The organism is Luteibacter sp. TLI7-4A (assembly GCF_056754745.1).
The window spans coordinates 4186067-4202821 of the sequence record NZ_JBPGWO010000001.1 but is presented as its reverse complement, the minus strand read 5'-3'; the positions used below and the strand labels follow the sequence as shown (position 1 = coordinate 4202821).

General features: G+C 65.8%; 16 protein-coding genes. 7 read left to right on the top strand and 9 right to left on the bottom strand.

Going from position 1 to position 16755, the window contains the following annotated elements:
• Positions 1–3: 3 nt before the first annotated feature.
• Both ku and ACR9Y6_RS18395 read right to left on the bottom strand, forming a co-directional pair.
• Complete coding sequence (ku, locus tag ACR9Y6_RS18400) at positions 4–942, bottom strand: non-homologous end joining protein Ku (protein ID WP_481282590.1); 939 nt, start codon at positions 940–942, stop codon at positions 4–6.
• A gap of 91 nt (positions 943–1033) precedes the next feature.
• Positions 1034–2917 carry a CocE/NonD family hydrolase gene (locus ACR9Y6_RS18395; protein WP_481282758.1) on the bottom strand — a complete coding sequence of 628 codons (1884 nt, stop codon included), beginning with the start codon at positions 2915–2917 and terminating at the stop codon, positions 1034–1036.
• 136 nt (positions 2918–3053) lie between these two features.
• Between ACR9Y6_RS18395 and ACR9Y6_RS18390 the strand changes: the two genes are divergently transcribed.
• The gene (locus ACR9Y6_RS18390; protein ID WP_481282589.1) at positions 3054–3413 is read left to right on the top strand and encodes a hypothetical protein; all 360 of its coding nucleotides are present in this window, start codon (positions 3054–3056) and stop codon (positions 3411–3413) included.
• A 307-nt stretch (positions 3414–3720) separates the two neighbouring features.
• Positions 3721–6630, top strand: a complete 2910-nt coding sequence (locus tag ACR9Y6_RS18385) for an autotransporter family protein (protein ID WP_481282588.1) — start codon at positions 3721–3723, stop codon at positions 6628–6630.
• Between the two features lie 54 nt (positions 6631–6684).
• Here the strand turns inward: ACR9Y6_RS18385 and ACR9Y6_RS18380 are convergent, their stop codons facing one another.
• Positions 6685–7563 carry an EamA family transporter gene (locus ACR9Y6_RS18380; RefSeq protein ID WP_481282587.1) on the bottom strand — a complete coding sequence of 293 codons (879 nt, stop codon included), beginning with the start codon at positions 7561–7563 and terminating at the stop codon, positions 6685–6687.
• A gap of 117 nt (positions 7564–7680) precedes the next feature.
• Between ACR9Y6_RS18380 and ACR9Y6_RS18375 the strand changes: the two genes are divergently transcribed.
• Positions 7681–8808: an aminotransferase class I/II-fold pyridoxal phosphate-dependent enzyme gene (locus ACR9Y6_RS18375; RefSeq protein ID WP_481282586.1), complete on the top strand. Its 1128-nt coding sequence runs from the start codon at positions 7681–7683 to the stop codon at positions 8806–8808.
• A gap of 417 nt (positions 8809–9225) precedes the next feature.
• Here the strand turns inward: ACR9Y6_RS18375 and ACR9Y6_RS18370 are convergent, their stop codons facing one another.
• From ACR9Y6_RS18370 to ACR9Y6_RS18350, 5 genes are all read right to left on the bottom strand, one after another.
• Positions 9226–9741 (bottom strand): hypothetical protein, encoded by a 516-nt coding sequence (locus ACR9Y6_RS18370; RefSeq protein WP_481282585.1) that lies wholly within the window; start codon positions 9739–9741, stop codon positions 9226–9228.
• Positions 9742–9801: 60 nt separating this feature from the next.
• Positions 9802–10575: a YdcF family protein gene (locus ACR9Y6_RS18365; protein ID WP_481282584.1), complete on the bottom strand. Its 774-nt coding sequence runs from the start codon at positions 10573–10575 to the stop codon at positions 9802–9804.
• 42 nt (positions 10576–10617) lie between these two features.
• Positions 10618–10962: a response regulator transcription factor gene (locus tag ACR9Y6_RS18360; protein WP_481282583.1), complete on the bottom strand. Its 345-nt coding sequence runs from the start codon at positions 10960–10962 to the stop codon at positions 10618–10620.
• A gap of 127 nt (positions 10963–11089) precedes the next feature.
• Positions 11090–11728: a response regulator transcription factor gene (locus ACR9Y6_RS18355; RefSeq protein ID WP_481282582.1), complete on the bottom strand. Its 639-nt coding sequence runs from the start codon at positions 11726–11728 to the stop codon at positions 11090–11092.
• The gene (locus tag ACR9Y6_RS18350) at positions 11725–13650 is read right to left on the bottom strand and encodes a PAS domain-containing sensor histidine kinase (protein WP_481282581.1); all 1926 of its coding nucleotides are present in this window, start codon (positions 13648–13650) and stop codon (positions 11725–11727) included. Before ACR9Y6_RS18350 ends, ACR9Y6_RS18355 begins: the two co-directional genes overlap by 4 nt.
• Positions 13651–13920: 270 nt before the next feature.
• On the opposite strand from ACR9Y6_RS18350, the gene ACR9Y6_RS18345 reads away from it, so the two are divergent.
• Complete coding sequence (locus ACR9Y6_RS18345) at positions 13921–14493, top strand: helix-turn-helix transcriptional regulator (protein ID WP_481282580.1); 573 nt, start codon at positions 13921–13923, stop codon at positions 14491–14493.
• Positions 14494–14496: 3 nt separating this feature from the next.
• Here the strand turns inward: ACR9Y6_RS18345 and wrbA are convergent, their stop codons facing one another.
• A complete protein-coding gene (wrbA, locus tag ACR9Y6_RS18340) occupies positions 14497–15096 on the bottom strand; it encodes an NAD(P)H:quinone oxidoreductase (protein ID WP_481282579.1) in 600 nt (199 codons plus the stop codon).
• Positions 15097–15200: 104 nt separating this feature from the next.
• Between wrbA and ACR9Y6_RS18335 the strand changes: the two genes are divergently transcribed.
• From ACR9Y6_RS18335 to ACR9Y6_RS18325, 3 genes are all read left to right on the top strand, one after another.
• On the top strand, positions 15201–15473 hold the full coding sequence (locus ACR9Y6_RS18335) for a hypothetical protein (protein ID WP_371024511.1): 273 nt from the start codon (positions 15201–15203) through the stop codon (positions 15471–15473).
• Positions 15474–15639: 166 nt separating this feature from the next.
• Complete coding sequence (locus ACR9Y6_RS18330) at positions 15640–16554, top strand: hypothetical protein (protein WP_481282578.1); 915 nt, start codon at positions 15640–15642, stop codon at positions 16552–16554.
• Between the two features lie 17 nt (positions 16555–16571).
• Positions 16572–16754, top strand: coding sequence for a hypothetical protein (locus ACR9Y6_RS18325; RefSeq protein WP_481282577.1), 183 nt, complete (start codon positions 16572–16574; stop codon positions 16752–16754).
• Position 16755 lies beyond the last annotated feature (1 nt).

Below are 16755 nucleotides of genomic sequence, written 5' to 3'. Positions count from 1 at the left end.
GAGTCAGCCCGCCTTCCGGCGCCTGGCCGGTGCCTTGCGCGAGGCCGCCTTCTTCGCCGCCGTCTTTTTCGCGACGGCTTTCTTCGCCGGTGCCTTCTTCGTCGCCGCCTTGCGTCCCGGAGCATTCTTCGCCGCCGGTGTACGCGTCTTCGCGCCGATGCTCTTCTTCAACAGCGCCATGAAGTCGACGACGTTGGTCGTGGCGTTCTCCGGCGTGCGGTCTTCTTCCTCCACGGTGGCGGTGACGCCCTTGCTCTTCAGGCGTTTTTCGATGGCCGAGCGAAGTTTCTCGCGGAACTCGTCGCGATAATCCTCGGGCTTCCACTTACCCGACATCGACTCGATGAGGTCGGTCGCCATTTCCATCTCGCGCGAGGAAATGCGGTATTCCGCCGTCGATTTTCCCGGCAACTCGAAGTCTTCCGCGTCCACCACTTCCGACTTGTAGCGAAGCAGGTTGAGGACGAGTGCGTCGCCTTGCGGCATGACGGCGGCGAGGTATTCCCTGGTCCGGATGACCACGCGGGCGATGCCCGCCTTGCCGGTTTTCTTCAGCGTCTCGCGCAGAAGCACATAGCCTTTCTCGGCCTTCTTCGCCGGAAGCAGGATATACGGCTTCTCGTAGTACGCCGGCGCGATCTCGCTGGCATCGACGAAGGTGTCGATCTCCACCGTCTCGTGCGCATCGCTGGCGGCGTTACGGATGTCGTCCTCTTCGAGAACGACATAGTTGCCCTTCTGGTACTCGAAGGCCTTGACGATGTCCTTCCAGGGGACTTCCTCGCCGGTATCCGCGTTCACGCGTTCATAGCGCACCGGCGTATTGTCGCGCTGGTCGAGCATGCGGAAATGCAGGTCGTTGCGTCGCTCTCCGGACATCAGCCGGATCGGCACGTTGAGCAGGCCGAACGACAGCGTACCGGTCCAGATGGGGCGGGCCATGCGGGCGATCCTCGGGCTCGGGTGGAGACCGAGGATCGCGCCGGTGGCGTGCAGGGAACGCAAAAGCCCCGCTGGCGGCCCTGTTCGGCCCTTACTTCCCGCCCTGGACCACCGGCAGCTCGATCGCGCTGGCCGTGCCGGGCGCGTGCCATACCTGCTGCGTGGCCTTCCGGTAGTCGGACGGCTTGGCGAAGAAGACATTGGGCACGAAGGTCTGCGGATTACGGTCGTACAGCGGGAACCAGGACGACTGCACCTGCACCATCACCCGGTGACCGGGCAGGAAGGTGTGGTTCACGGTGGGCAGGCCGAAGCGATATTCCAGCGGCGTGTTCGGCGTGAGCGCCTTGGGCTCGGCGAAGCTCTCGCGGTAGCGGCCGCGGAAGATATCCATGGAAACGGCGAGTTCGTAGCCACCCATGGTCGGCGTGCTGGCATTGGTGTCGGGATAGACGTCGATCAGCTTCACCACCCAGTCGCTGTCCGTACCGCTGGTCGAGGCGTAGAGGTTCACCTGCGGCGCACCCGCCACCTTCAGCGGCGCGGTGAGCGGCTCGGTCACGTAGGTCAGGACGTCCGGACGTCCATCGACGAATCGCTGGTCCTGCACGAGCCACGTGGTCCACGATTGCCGATCGGCGAAATGCACCGGACGCGGCACGTACGGCACCGGCTTGGCCGGGTCCGAGACGTACTCGTCATACTTGGATTCGGCCGCGCCAGGAGCCTCAAACGACAACTTTCCGTTGGCGTTAAGGTACATCGGACGGCTAGATTTGGCCTGCGGCCAGCTCTTGAAGCGGTCCCAATGGTTCTCGCCCGTGTTGTAGATCAGCACCGGCGGGGTGTTCGCCTTGGGCGCGCCATCGACCAGGTACTGGTTGAAGAAGGGCAGGAGGACGTCCCGGCGGAACTGCAGCGCGGTGTCGCCGTCCCACTGGAGCGCACCCAGCGACGACGCGTCGTAATTCACCTGGCTGTGCCTCCACGGGCCCATCACCAGGTAGTTCCTGTCGTTGCCCTTGTCCTTGGGCTCCACCGCCTCGTAGCTGTGGATGGCACCCCACATGTCCTCCTGGTCCCACAGGCCCTGCACCCACATCGTGGGCACCTTCAACGGCTGGCGGCCCATTTCCTTGTCCAGTGCCTGTCCTTGCCAGTAGGCGTCGTAGGCGGGGTGTTCGCTGAGCTTGCGCCAATAGGGCAACTGGTCGAGGCCCGCGGCCCGCGCATAATCCCCCGCGGAACCGGCGGCCAGGAAGTTCGCGTAGTCGTCGTAGCCCACGCGCGGAATGCTCGCGCCCTTGCCGCGCTTGGCGTTCTGGCCGGTGATGTAGTCGAAATTGGTCTGGCGGAAGGCGCCGTAATGGAACCAGTCGTCGCCCATCCAGCCATCCACCATCGGGCTCTCCGGCGCGGCCACCTTGAGCGCGGGATGGGGATTCACCAAGGCCATCACCACGGTGAAACCCTCGTAGGAGGACCCGATCATGCCGACCTTGCCATTGGATTCGGGCAGGTTCTTCGTCAGCCATTCGATCGTGTCGTAGGCGTCGGTGGAATGGTCGACGTCGGAGGCATTCAACGGCCCGCGCAGCGGCCGGGTCATCACGTAGTCGCCTTCGGAGCCGTATTTGCCGCGAATGTCCTGGAAGACCCGGATGTACCCGGCGTCCACGAAGACCTCGTCGCCCATCGGCAGCAGGTTGCGCATGGTCGGCGCGTCCGAGCGCTCCGCGCGCCCGTCGGCGTTATAGGGGGTGCGGGTGAGCAGGATCGGGGCGTGTTTCGCGTTCTTCGGGATGACGATGACGGTGTGCAGTTTCACCCCGTCTCGCATCGGAATCTCGACGACGCGCTTGACGTAGTCGTTGGCGCTGGTGGGCGCGTCGTACTTTGCCGGGATATCCGGCGTCAGCGGCGCGGTCTGCGCGGCGACCAGGGACGAGGCGACAGCCAGGGACAGCGCGAGCATGGGCAGCAACACGGGACGACGTGGCATGGGTATTCCTGTGGCAGTGGGACGGAACCGCCCTAGCCTGCCGCATCCTGAACGGAAGGGCTACAGGTCATGAGGCATGGAGCCCGTTGGCCGCCGCCTGGCACGAGGCATGCGTAGAGCCCTGGTAACGGACAAAAAAAAGCCGCTGCGAACAGCAGCGGCGTTTTTCCGCGGATCCGCTCGTCCTTCCGGGGAAGGACGGGCGTTCGCGAGCGTGGCTTACTGGCCCGAAGCGGTCGAAGCCGGAGCCGGAGCGGCGGTGCCGGCGGCAGCCGGAGCGGCCGTGCTGGCGGCCGGCGGGGTGGTGTCGGCCGGCGGCGTGGCGGCCGGAGCAGCCTCGGGGGCGGCAGCGGCGGTCGAAGCGGACGACGGCGCGGTGGCCGAGGTGTCGTCGGACTTGTTGCAGCCCGACAGCATGGCAGCGGCGACAAAAGCCAGGGCAGTGATGGAAATGACCTTCATGATTTAGGGCTCCTCATTTGTTATGTATAGGGCAAGCGCTGCGGAGCATACCGCCGAAATGGCGAACCTTCCACGGCAATCGTCGCGCTTGCAGACAAAATAAAACTCGCATCCGGGGCGCACCCGTCCAAAGACGGACCCGCCTAGGGTGCAACGGCTATTGTGAAGCGTGGATGTCCGGCGGCGCATCGCAGACGGCGTTCGCAGACATTTTCAGAATAATCGCGTTCCGCCATTTGAAGCCAGTCCCTATCCTGTCACCCCGAAGTTGCTGTTGGGCACCCCTGCCCAGCCGCCTGACATGGAGTGACGCTTTGACCATACAACACCCCTCTCCCCGCCGATACCTCGCCGCCTTCGTGGCGGCGTTTTGCGCCCCGGCGGCCTCGGCCGAGCCCCCGCCGTTCGTGGCCGACGGCACCTGGCTGGATATCGACGCCGGAAGCTACGAAACCAACGAACCATCACGCTACGGGGTGTTGGCCACCCATGGCGGCAAGGCCGAGGGCAAGCACGTCGTCCTGCGTACCCACGGTGAATCCGCGTCCGCCATCCGCGTGACCGGCGCCTTCAGCGAAGTCACCCTCACCGGCGGCGAACTGATCACGACGGGCGATCTCGCCCATGGCCTTTATGTCACGGGCACACAAGGCACCGTCACCGCCCTTTACGGCGTCGACATCCGTACCGAGGGTGGCAGCGCCACGGGCGCCACCTTCGCGCTGGACGGCGCGGCCGGCCGTATCGAGGGTGGCAGCATCCATACGCTGGGCACGGTCGCCGCCGGCATCGTGGCCGAGGATGGCGGCCAGTTCCTGGTCGAGGGAACGAGCATACGCACCGAAGGGAACAACGCCGCCGGCTTGATCGCCCGCGACGGCAGCTCCTCGCTCTCCGCGCGCCGCACGCAGATCGAGACCTTGGGCAGGGAAAGTCATGGCGTCCATACCCAGGACACCGCCACCGCCACACTGGAAGACGTCCAGGTAACCACGAACGGCGAGTGGGCGAACGCGTTGAACGTCAACACCGGCAGCGGCTTGTTCACCGTCACCCGCAGCAACCTCCTCACCCATGGCGAACACGCCGCCGGTGTGAGCGTGGCCAATGGGGGGCCTCTCTCATTGGCCGGCACGCGCATCGAAACCACAGGCGATTTCGCCTCGGGCCTGGACAATCGTGGCGGTTCGGTCGCCGCCGGAAACGTCGACGTCATTACACTTGGCCATCAAAGCCATGGCTTGCTCGCGCAGGGGGGCGATCATCCGGGTCGCCTCCCACAGATCGATGTCCGCGGCTCCCGCGTCTCCACGGCAGGCGCGTCGGCATACGGCGTGTTCGCGACCCTGGGCGGCACCGTGCAATTGCGCGATTCATCGATCGTCACCTCGGGAGCCAGCGCGCACGGCATCCACGCTTCCGGCGGCGACATCCGCAGCACGGGCAGCACGGTCGAGGTTTCGGGCATCGGCGCCTACGGTGCCATCGTGGAGGCGGGTGGCACGCTGCGCATGGATGGCGGCTCCCTGCATAGCCAGAACGGTGCCGCCTTGGGTCTCAACGATCCCGGTATCGTCCGCCTGGGTGGAGGTGCATCGCTGACCAGTGGAAACGGGGTATTCGCGGAAGTGGACCCGGCGTCCACGCAGGCGTTCACCGTGGTGCTGGACGACCGCACCGTCGCCGTGGGGGCTATCCGCCTTTCGGACAAACCGGATGCGCCTCCGTCCGACCAGACGAAGTTCTCGCTTTCCATCAAGAACGCCGCTACCTGGTCCGGCGCCACATCGATCGTGCGCCATGTTTCCCTGGAGAGCGGTGGCACCTGGAACGTCACCGGCGACAGTCGCATCGGCAGCCTGCGCAACGACCACGGCGTCGTCGCCTTCGCACCGAGTGCGCCAGGATCATTCGGGACGCTCACCATCGCCGGCGATTACGAGGGCAACGATGGCCTGTTCCGGATGCGTGGCCAGCTTGGCGACGATCACTCCCCGGCGGACCTCGTCCATGTCACGGGCAATACCTCGGGGGGCAGCCTGATCGCCGTCGACATGCTCGACGGCACAGGCGACCACACCGAGGACGGCATCCCCCTCGTCAGGGTCGACGGCCGCTCGGACGGCAGCTTTAAACTCGCTGGCCGCGCGGTCGCCGGAGCGCACGAGTACTTCCTGTACCAAGGTTCCCTGAGCCAACCCGACGACGGCGACTGGTATCTGCGATCGAGCGTGCGTGAGGTCATCGTCGATCCGCAAACACCGGATCCTGGCGGATGGGTCGATCCTGGCGAGCCACCCGCACCGGTGCTGCGTCCGGAAACAGGTACGTACCGGGCCAACCAGACGGCGGCGCTCGCCATGTTCCAGGCGGGCCCTGGCGCGGGTGAAGACGAGGAAGACGAAGGCTCCCGCCGCAGTGCGTGGGCACGCTTCGAACGCCAGCACACCACGTTCGACCTGCGCGATCAGATCACCACGACAACCTCCACGAACGAACTCACCGTGGGCGCCGACCTGCTTCGCGGCGACGGAGCCGCCGCGTCACACGTGGGCGTCATGGCCTCCGCAGGACAAGCGGATACGCGTGGCCATTCCCTGCTCACGCGGTATTCGGCCAAGGGGCGCGTGCGCGGTGCGGCCGCCGGCGTCTATGGGGGAGTCCGGGCCAACAATGGCATGTACCTGCGCGGCTGGACCCAATACGCGCACGTCAATCAGCGGGTGGAAGGCGACGCCTTGCGGAACGAGCGCTACGGTAGCGGCGTGCTCACCGCCAGCATCGAAGCCGGTCACCGGTGGCGCACCACACTGGGCACGGAATCCGACGCCTACCTGGAACCCCAGGCACAGTTGCTCGCCACCCGGATGCGCGGTGGCAGGCATACCGAAGCCAATGGGACCCGTATCATCCCGGCGCATACCAGCGGGGTCACCAGCCGTCTTGGCGCTCGTGCGGCGGCTCGCTGGAACACGCCGGGCGGGCACGTCGCCTCGCCGTACGTGGCCGCCAACTGGCTTCGCCGCCTCGGCAAGATGGATGCCACGCAACTCGATGGCGAAACCTTCGCAGGTGGCGTGCCGCGCAACAGCTACGCGCTGAAACTCGGCGTCGCCTTCCTGAGACATAGCGGCTGGCGGGTGTGGGGCGACGTGGAAACACGCTTCGGTGCCCGCAACTACCGGCGTGTCGCGGGGACGCTCGGGGTTCGCAAGGCCTGGTAACCGATGGGCGGGTCGCAGGCCGCGACCCGCCTGTCACGCCGCACCCGGTCGACCTCAGCCAACCACTTCCACCGATGGGGGCGCCGCACGCTTCGCCGTCACCGTGCTACCGATCGATGCCAGCACGATGAAGCCGATCGCCAGCCACTGCGACGAGATGAGGTGCTCGCCCAGGAGCGACATCGCCAGCAGGGATGCGACGGCGGGTTCCAGGCTCACCATGATGCCGAAGGTCTCACTGGGCAGGCGCTTCAATGCCATCATCTCCAGCGACATGGGAATGGCGCTGGAGACGATGGCCACACCGAGTCCGGCAGCCAGGATGCCGGGATTCAGCAAACTCGCTCCCGCATGCGCAATCCCATAGGGCACGACGACGAAACTGGCGGCAACGAGCCCCAGCGAGACCGAATGCCCCGCGTGCAGGTGTCCCGCCTTCTTGCCGAAGACGATGTAAAGGGCCCAGCACACGGCGGCGGCCAGGGCCAACGCGACGCCCACGGGGTCGAGCGGGCTGTCATGGCCAAGCGGCAACAACATGACCAGACCTGCGATAGCACAAGCAAGCCAGACGAAATCCACCGGTCGGCGCGACGACCACATCGCCACCGCCAAGGGCCCACTGAACTCGATGGCCACGGCGATGCCGAACGGGATCGTGCGCAGGGCGAGGTAGAACAGCAGGTTCATCACGCCAAGGGTCAACCCGTAACGGATCACCGAGCCCGCATCGCGGCGGCTCAACGGCCAGCGCCAGGGGCGCCACACGATCAGCAGCACCAGTGCGGAAAAACCGACGCGAAGCGCCGACGTGCCCTCGGCGCCGATGAGCGGAAACAGCTTCTTCGCAAAGGACGTGCCGATGCACAACGACGTAACGGAGCCGAGCACGGCAAGCGCCGGCAGCCATAGGGTGGAGCGCGTAGAGTTCATTGCGACACTGTATCCGCTGACCACGCATTTCTATAGGGAGGATGGACCCATGTGGCACATGCTTGGACATTATGTTTATATAAGACATATTGTCTACAAACAGGACCACGCCTGGTCATGACCGCCCTTCCCGACTTCCGACTCGAAAGCTGGTTCTCGCGCTGGGAATTCGCCGCGCGCTACCACCTCACGGCATCCGATGCCCAGAGCATGAGCCTCACCCAATTGCTCGCACTCGCGGAGCCCGCCGATCGCGAGGCCTTCGAGACCTTGCACCTGGGTTACACGCAGACCTATGGCGCCCCCACGCTGCGTGAAGCCATCGCGTCGACATACCAGCAACGCGACGCGGCGGATATCCTCTGCTTCGCGGGTGCCGAGGAGGGCATCTACATCGCCATGCGCGTGCTGCTGGAGCCCGGCGACCATGCCATCGTGGTCACGCCGAATTACCAGGCGGCCGAAACGATTCCCCTATCGATTTGCGAGGTAACCGGTGTCGCGTTGAATCCGGATGACCATTGGTCCCTAGATATCGACGACGTGGCGGCGGCGATCCGACCGAATACCCGCGTCGTATCGATCAACTTTCCGCACAATCCCACCGGCAAGATCCTGGAGCGCGAGCGTTTCGACGCCCTCGTGGCACTGTGCCGCAAACACGGCATCTGGCTCTTCAGCGACGAGGTGTACCACTCCCTCGGCCCCTCGGGATCGGCACACCTGCCCCAAGCCGCCGACGTCTATGAAAAGGGGCTATCGCTCGGCGTGATGTCCAAGGCCTATGGACTGCCGGGACTGCGCATCGGTTGGATCGCCTGTGCGGATCGCGCGGTGTTACAGCGCATGGAGCGCTACAAGCACTACCTGTCGATATGCAATGCCGGCCCATCGGAGGCCTTGGCCTTGATCGCGCTGAAGGCACGCTCGACGATCCTGGAGCGACATCGCAAGCGCATCGACCGCAACCTCGCCACGCTGGACGGCTTCTTCGCACGTTGGCCCGACCGCTTCCAGTGGTATCGCCCTGACGGCGGTTGCATCGCCTATCCGCGGTACCTGGGACCGGAGGGTGTCGACGCATTCGCGGCCGGCCTCGTCGAACAAGCCGGCGTACTCCTGCTCCCCGCATCCAACTACCGATCGGAACTCACGGCCACCCCCACCGACCGCTTCCGCATCGGTTTCGGCCGCGCGGACTGCGCAGAGGCGATCGACGCCCTGGACCGATACCTGGGGGAATAAAGGATGCTTCGCCGAAACTTCGGGGGTACGGCTCGGCTTCGCCATCGCGGATTTTTGCGTCGAGGCAAGGGGAGTCGCCGGGTGCCGTTCTCGTTCGCTAAGTCCTCGTCCGGCCTACGCCTCCCTGCGGAATCGCTCTGAGAACGGCACCCGACGCCTCCCCCTACGAACGACGCGGTTGGATTGCTTGACGAGCGGGGTGAGGGGCTTTGACACACGGCTTTTCCCGCGAACGCCACATGTCGACCGTTAGCGATTTCGCGCAGACCGGTGGCGACTTAAGGTGGGAGCCGACCTTGTCGGCGATGGGTGCTCGCGAAGACCTATCGCATCACACAACGCCGACGGCTCCCCCGGCTCCCCCGCCTCAAGGCAAGCAAAACACGATGGCGAAGCCGAGCCTGAGAGGGAGTTTCGTCACTGACCGCCGCCAGCGTCGTCCTGCGCCATCAACGCGTTGATCTGCGCCTTGTGTGCTTCATAGAAAGCGACGTTCTGCTTGTTCACCTTGGACTGGTCGACGTACGCGGCCATCTGCGGATTGTTCTTCGCTTCCGAAGCGATCGCCGCGTTGGTGACAGCCAGGTTCGCCAGCAGGAACTCACGCGGCGTGAAACCGTACTTCTTGATGAGCGGTTCGATCCGGGGATCGGCGGCGGTCACCTGCGCGGCGAGATCGTCGAGTGAATGGATCTTCGAGAAATCGGTTTTCGCATCCTTCGGCTTGATCCCTTGCTTCTTCGCATCCTGCGATACCTTCACGATACGGTTGAACACGTCGTCGTTGAGGTTGTAGTTCTGGATCGCCTGCTTGTCCGAAGCGGGAATCGCGCTGGCGGGATTCGCGGCCGGGGCGGCTTCCTGCGCAAAGGTGGCGACCGGCGCGACGGAGGCGGCGGCCAGCAGGGCGGCGAGGATATAACGTGACTTCACGGGCAACTCCTGGGTTGTCGGGTCCGTGCCGGACGGTGGACCAGCATAAAGCGCCAATTGTTACGTATGCGTCGGCGCGGTCACGTTTTCTTCAGGAATCTTCGGCGCGTTCCAACCCATCGCGTTATAGAAGTGGTAACGAGCCACGCCGATGTATTCGTGAATGGCGAAGTCCGCGAAGGAGAGGTTTTCCGAGGTGGGCAACCAGTCGTAGCGGGCAGTGACGTAGTCGCCCCTTACCGCTTCGCCACGGATGCCGAAGTGGGCGAAATAGAGCACCGCCCGCTTCAGGTGGACCGCCGAGGACACCAGCACCACCTTGTCCGCGCCGTAGGCCATCAGCAATGGCTTGCTGAACTGGGCGTTCTGGAACGTATTCATGCTTCGCGCCTCGAGCACCAGGTCGGCGCGCGGTATGCCGAGGCGGTCGAGGGTGATCGCGTAGACGTCGGCTTCGGCCTGGTGCAGCTTCATCGCGTCACCACCACTGACTTCCACCTTGCAGTCCGCGCCGGTGGCCTTGCAGGAACGGTAGAGCTCGGCCGCACGCAGGATTCGTCCATTGGCGTAGAGGCTCGGCTCCACGACGCCGGCCCCGCTGCGTACCGTACCGGCGCCCAGCAAGATGATCGCGTTACGCTGGCCCCATTGCGCCACGTCGGGCGCGAAGCCCGCCTGCAGCCGGCCTAGCAACATGCCTGTCAGGGGACCGCAACCGGCAAGGAACAGCCATGCCAATGAAAGGACGGCGAATACCACGCCGCTGCGCGAACGGCGCCTGACCAGGAGGACGAGGCCGACGGCCAGGAGGATGAGGAACACGATGAGGGTCATGGGCGCGGAGCGTAGCAAACCCCGGGGACGAAAAGCCCGTACTTACCGGCTGCGATCCAGTGCCCGTTCCAGGCAGGTGACCAGCTCGTCGCCACTGAACGGCTTGCCGATATAGCAGAAGGCACCCTCTTTCATGGCCCGTTCGCGCAGGCCTCCGTCGGGGAACCCGGTGACGAAGACGATGGGATAGGTATGGCCACGCTCGATGAGCCGCCGTTGCAGTTCGAGCCCATCCATGCCGGGCATGTTCACGTCGGTGACGAGGCAGTCGATGCCGTCGCCGCCATGGCGGAGGAACTCCTCGGCCGAGATGAAACCCCGTGCCTCGTGTCCCAGCGACCGAACCAGACTCACCGTAGCCGCGCGCACGGCCTCGTCGTCATCCACGATCGCCACAATCCTGTTAGCGGCCAACCTCGAGTCCTCGCCCGGGCACCTGCCGGGCCTGCCGACCATACAGTGCGCCGCGCGCCCCGGAATGGGAATCATACGGAAGTGTGCGGCGACCACCGGGTCAGGAGCGAATACCCAGTGCCTCCGCCTGTTTTACCAGTTCCGCCAGGGATTTCGCGCCCATTTTGCGCATGACATTGCCACGGTGGATCTTCACGGTGATCTCGGACAGGCCGAGCAGCCCACCCACCTGCTTGTTCATCAGGCCCGCCGTGACGTGGCCCATCACCTCTCGTTCGCGCGGCGTCAGCGAGGCGTAGGCCTGGCGCAGGGTGGCCAGCGCGTCGGCGTCGCGCCGTGCCGCCGCGTCCCGCTCGATGGCATTGGCCACGGCGTCGAGCATGTCCTGGTCGCGGAAGGGCTTGGCCAGGAAATCCAGCGCCCCCGCCTTCATGGCGCGGACGGACATCGGGATGTCACCGTGCCCGGTCATGAAGATGATCGGCAGGTGGTTATCCATCGACGCCAGCTGCGACTGGAAGTCGAGGCCACTGACCCCGGGCAGGCGTACGTCGAGCACGAGGCAGCCCGGGGCGTCGGCATGCTCGCGGGCGAGGAAATCGGCGGCGCTGCCAAAGCTGGCCACGCTCAGCCCCACCGAGCGGAACAGCGATGCGAGCGCCTCGCGCACCGAGGCATCGTCGTCCACGATGCATACGATCGGCGTCCGCGCGGCATTGGCGATGGGTACCCGTGTCATGCCCGGAGCTCCTCGGCCACCGTGACCGGCAGTGTGAAATGGAAGGTCGCTCCCCCTTCCGGACGGTTGGTCGCCCACAGGCGGCCACCGTGAGATTCGATCGTCGAGCGGCAAATGGCAAGGCCCATGCCCATCCCATCGCCCCGCGTGGTGACGAAGGCATCGAACAGGTGCGGCGCGATGTGTTCCGGAATGCCCGTGCCGCTGTCCTCGACTTCCACCAGCAGTCCATTGCCGCCCTCGGGCCGCGCGCGCACCAGCAATTGCCGGCGCCCGCACACCGCCGACATGGCGCGGATGGCGTTGCCCATGAGGTTCACCACCACCTGCTGCAGCTGCACGCGGTCGCCGCGTGGCATCGGCGCGTCGCGTGCGATATCCACGCGCAGGACGATGCGGTGCAGGGCGATCTCGCCGTCGAGCAACTGCGCGCATTCCTCGATCAGGGTGCCGAGGTCGAACAGCACGTGTTGGCGGGGCTCCTTGCTGGCCAGGCTGCGCACGCGATGCACCACCTCGCTGGCCCGGCGGGCGTCGCGCACCACGCGCTCGATGGCGTCGCAGGCTTCGCCCAGGTCCGGCTCGGGCCGGCGGAGCCAGCGCAGGGCGGCCTCGCCATGGGTGACGATCGCGGCCAGCGGCTGGTTCACCTCGTGCGCGATGGATGCGCTCATCTCGCCCAGGGCGGTGACCCGGGCGGCCTGCGCCAGTTCGGCCTGCACGGCGATCAGGGCGCGCTCGGCGCGCTTGCGGTCGGTGATGTCCACGACGCTCACCAGCACGCGGTCGTATCGGCTGGGACCCAGGGGCATGTTCATGCCGAACAGGACGGTGATCCGTTCGCCGCGCAGGTTCACCAGGTGCGTTTCGCCCTCGGCGATGCCGCCACCCTGGATGATGGTCAGCAGCACCTGGGCGAAGGTGCGTTCGGACGCGGGCAGGAAACGGCTGAGCGGGCCGATCAGGTCCTCGCGCCGCTGCGCGCCGAGCATGCGGACGGTGGCTTCGTTCACATCCGTCACGTAGGTGAGCGCGCAGGCCTCCGAAACGAACTCGGGATGGGCATCGAGGTAGGCGGCCAGATCGGTCACGCCTTCCTCGCGCAGTGCGGCCACCCGTTCCATCACTCGCGAATAGTCTTCTTCCCAGAACGAGAAGCGGGCCGTTTCGAACATGCTCCGGTAGCGGCGCTCGCTCTCGGCCGTGGCGGCGGCCGCGGCACGGCGCTCGGTCACGTCGGTGCCGGCTTCCAGGATGACCCTCGGCTTGCCCTGCTCGTCGCGCAGCAGGGCGCAACGCGCCTCGACGATCACGATGCGGCCGTCGCGATGGCGCTGGATGACCTCGCCTTCCCAGCGACCGGTGCCGGACAATTCGGCATCGGCGGCCTTGCGGTCGCCGGGGATAGCCGTGCCGAGCAGGTCGTTCGCACGGCGTCCCAGGGCCTCATGGGCCGTCCAGCCGTAGAGTTGCTCGGCGCCGCCGTTCCACAACACGATGACGTCGTCCATGTCGCGGACGAAGATGGAGTCGTGGGTCAGTTCGATCAGGCTCGCCTGGCCCGCGATGGTGATCAGGCGTTCCCGGTTGCGCAGCGCCAGCACCGCGGTGATCGCGATAGCGCCGAGGCTCACCGCACAGCGCATCATGGCCGCATCCATAGCGAGCCACCCATGGCCACGGAAATACGCTACGGCGGTGAGCACCATGCAGCCCGCGGCGGCGCCGACGATCGCCCGGCGACTGCCGCTGGCGGCGACCAGGAGCACCACGACGACGTACACCACCGCCACCGCGCTTTGCAGGGGGGTGAACGTGTCGACCAGGAACACGCCCAGCGCCAGGAGCGCGCCGAAACCCATGAGCAATGCGGCCACCAGCCGGCGCGGACGCGTGGCGGGAGCGTAGGCACGGCTTTGCATGGGTGCGAATCGGGACATCGGAAGATGGGACACGGGGTGTCTTGTAGGAATCCGCCCGGATCGTCATGGATAAATGTCATATCAGTCTTGCACGCCGGTGATGGTTTTTGACCGTTACGGCACAGCTCTTACAAGAAATGCGACATGGCGCTCCTATCCTTTGGTATGGAACGCCCTGACCGTATGTAGAATTCAGCCCACCCCGCATCGCGCATACGCTGCCTCCATGGGCAGTCCCGCCCATGAGCCGCCGCCGTGGAGCCGATGCAGATGCGATTCGAAACCAACGCTTACGCCGGGACGGGGGCCACGCTGGCTTCCGAAGCCATGCATGGCATGGCGCCCTCCAACGTCACCCGCCTGCTCGAGCAGGCCCTCACCGCCGCCGAGACCGACCTCGCCACCACCCGTGCCTGTGTCGCCCAGGTGGCCGCGCTGCTGGAACGTGAGCAGGCGCCGCCGGTCGTGGCAAAGGAGCCTGCGACGACGGGCCGTCGTGCCGGCGCGGGCCTGGCGCCATGGCAGGCCCGCCGCGTGGCGGCCCATGTGGACGAGAACCTGGGTTTCCCGATCACCATCGACCACCTGGCGGCGATCGCGGGGCTGTCCAGCAGCTATTTCTGCCGGGCGTTCAAGGACACCTTCGGCGATCCGCCGCACGCTTACATCATGCGCCGCCGCGTGGAACGCGCGCAGTCGTTGATGTTGCAGACCCGTGAACCGCTCAGCCAGATCGCCCTGGCCTGCGGCCTTTCCGACCAGGCGCACCTGTGCAACCTTTTCCGTCGCCTGGTGGGGCAAAGCCCCAGTCACTGGCGGCGCTCGCGCTGGCAGGAAGCCTGAGCCTCAGCCGAAGAGCTTCATGGCGACTTCGGCTATGTGCCTGCCCTGGAAACGGGCGCCGGCGAGTTCGTTTTCGCTGGGTTTGCGGGAACCGTCGCTGGCCGCGATGGTCGTAGCTCCGTAGGGGCTGCCACCGGTGATTTCATCGAGTCTCAACTGGCCCTGGAAACTGTAGGGCAAGCCCACCGGGATCAGGCCCAGATGAAACAGGTTCGTGATGATCGAGAACAGCGTCGTCTCCTGGCCGCCATGTTGCGTGGCCGTCGAGGCGAAGGCACCACCGACCTTGCCATTGAGCGCGCCCCGCATCCACAGCGCGCCGGTCTGGTCGAGGAAGTTGGCCATCTGCGACGTCATCCGGCCATAACGGGTACCGGTTCCGATGATGATCGCGTCGTAGTTCTCCAGTTCTTCCACCCGCGCCACCGGCGCGGCCTGGTCGAGCTTGAAACCGGACTTTTTCGCGACATCGTCGGGGACCAGTTCGGGAACGCGCTTGATGTCGACGCTGGCACCTGCTTCACGAGCGCCCTCGGCGACGGCGTTGGCCATCGTCTCGATGTGGCCGTATGCCGAGTAGTAGAGAACGAGGACCTTGGCCATGAGCGGAATCTCCGTCGGGAAAGGATCAGGACAGGAAAGGTAGGCACGTTGCCGTCTATGCAACGTGTCGGCGCACCATCGCCGCCGTATAGAGGTTGAGCCGTATGCCGCACGCCCGGATCGTCGATATCCATTCCACCGTCGCAGGTGCCGTGCGCAAGTCGCACGCCTGGCAAGTGCTGCGCGAGGCCGCCCGCGTCGAGCCGGACGAATCCGCCCGCATCGCCTGGTACCGCGACGACCCCATCGCCGGACTTGGGCTGCTGACGGCCGAGTCGCTCGTGGCCGCGGGCCGCTACGAGGATGTCCTGGCATTCCTGCGCGGGGTGAAGACGGATCTCGGACTCGAACCCGCCCGGGGCTTCGGCAGCTTCTGAACCTGCCTGGTGGGAGCCGACCCTGTCGGCGATCCCGCGGCAGCGGGCCAGGTCACGGCAAGCACCCATCGCCGCTGAAGCGGCTCCCACAGTAAAGCGGCTTCCAGAGTGAAGTGGCGTCGGCCGCGGTAAAGTCCGGACAGCCAGCAGCCCGGGAACCCGCACCGTGTCGATCGAAGAAGCGATCACCCCCCAACGCGACGAACGGCTCACCGCCGAGCGCGCCTACGAACTCTACTGGGCCGACCTGCTCGGCCACGATGCCACGTTCACCTGTGTCGGCACCGGTTGTTCCGCACCGCTTATCTGCGCCTGCCTGGACAAGCCCGAGCAGAACCTGCGCATTCGCCCGTATTTTCGATCGCGCCGCCTGGAAGACCATGCGGAAAGCTGCGAGGTGGCGCATGGCCGTGGTGAACCGGCCGCCGGCAAACGACCGGATGTCTTCGAAGCGGAAAGACCGGCCGATCATTTCCGCGCCACCACGGCGGCGGCGAAAGCGGACCCGGCTACGGGACCCGCGCGCCGCGTGGCGACCAGCGCCGGCACCGGGCTGAAGCCACGCCCCAGCCACTATTACCGACTGTCCTCGCTGGTGCAGAAGTTCCTCGAGCATCGCCGGGACAAGGACCTGGCCGAGGCCACGGTCGACATCGGCGGCGAGACCGTCACCTATGAAGCCCTCTTTCGCAACATCTACCGGCAGAAGGCGGCCGACCAGCTCGGTACCCGCGCCGTGTGGTGGGGCACGGCGTCGCTGCGCGCCACCAGGGAAGGCGGCTATTACCTGCGCTTCTCGCGCCCCTTCCGCCACGACGACGGCGAACTGCGGCCGACGATCACCCTCACCGCGAAGGACATCGACGCCTATCCCGTGCGCAAGCTGCTGCGGGCGAGGCTCGACAAACTCATCGCGGAATCGGACGGCTATTGCGTCGTCTTCGTCTGGGCGAAGCCATGGATGCCGAAGGACGCGGAAAAGCCTTTCGTGCGGTTCTACGTGAACAACCTGGACCATATCGATGTGCGAGGTCCGGAGATACTCGAGGAACTGAAGAACACCTCGCGGGTAGGTACCTGAATCGGTAGCATGACGACATGCCAGCCAAACGCCGCAACCGCCTGCGCCTGCCTTTCGTCCGCCACCCGCGCGACGCATCGCATGATTATGACGATGCCAGCTACGACGGCGGCGCGTCCGGCGGGGCCTACCTGCGCCATGTGCTGATCGTGGTGCTCGTGCTCGCCGTGGTGGCGGCCATCGCGCGCTGGGTCCTGTGAC

What these genes read in the sequence shown, in the direction of transcription:
- ACR9Y6_RS18345 (WP_481282580.1), top strand. Translation starts at nt 13,921, where the DNA reads ATGCGATTCGAAACCAACGCTTACGCCGGGACGGGGGCCACGCTGGCT.
- ACR9Y6_RS18365 (WP_481282584.1), bottom strand. Translation starts at nt 10,575, where the DNA reads ATGACCCTCATCGTGTTCCTCATCCTCCTGGCCGTCGGCCTCGTCCTC.
- ACR9Y6_RS18335 (WP_371024511.1), top strand. Translation starts at nt 15,201, where the DNA reads ATGCCGCACGCCCGGATCGTCGATATCCATTCCACCGTCGCAGGTGCC.
- ACR9Y6_RS18380 (WP_481282587.1), bottom strand. Translation starts at nt 7,563, where the DNA reads ATGAACTCTACGCGCTCCACCCTATGGCTGCCGGCGCTTGCCGTGCTC.
- ACR9Y6_RS18375 (WP_481282586.1), top strand. Translation starts at nt 7,681, where the DNA reads ATGACCGCCCTTCCCGACTTCCGACTCGAAAGCTGGTTCTCGCGCTGG.
- ACR9Y6_RS18325 (WP_481282577.1), top strand. Translation starts at nt 16,572, where the DNA reads ATGCCAGCCAAACGCCGCAACCGCCTGCGCCTGCCTTTCGTCCGCCAC.
- ACR9Y6_RS18355 (WP_481282582.1), bottom strand. Translation starts at nt 11,728, where the DNA reads ATGACACGGGTACCCATCGCCAATGCCGCGCGGACGCCGATCGTATGC.
- ACR9Y6_RS18350 (WP_481282581.1), bottom strand. Translation starts at nt 13,650, where the DNA reads ATGCAAAGCCGTGCCTACGCTCCCGCCACGCGTCCGCGCCGGCTGGTG.
- wrbA (WP_481282579.1), bottom strand. Translation starts at nt 15,096, where the DNA reads ATGGCCAAGGTCCTCGTTCTCTACTACTCGGCATACGGCCACATCGAG.
- ACR9Y6_RS18395 (WP_481282758.1), bottom strand. Translation starts at nt 2,917, where the DNA reads ATGCTCGCGCTGTCCCTGGCTGTCGCCTCGTCCCTGGTCGCCGCGCAG.
- ACR9Y6_RS18390 (WP_481282589.1), top strand. Translation starts at nt 3,054, where the DNA reads ATGCGTAGAGCCCTGGTAACGGACAAAAAAAAGCCGCTGCGAACAGCA.
- ku (WP_481282590.1), bottom strand. Translation starts at nt 942, where the DNA reads ATGGCCCGCCCCATCTGGACCGGTACGCTGTCGTTCGGCCTGCTCAAC.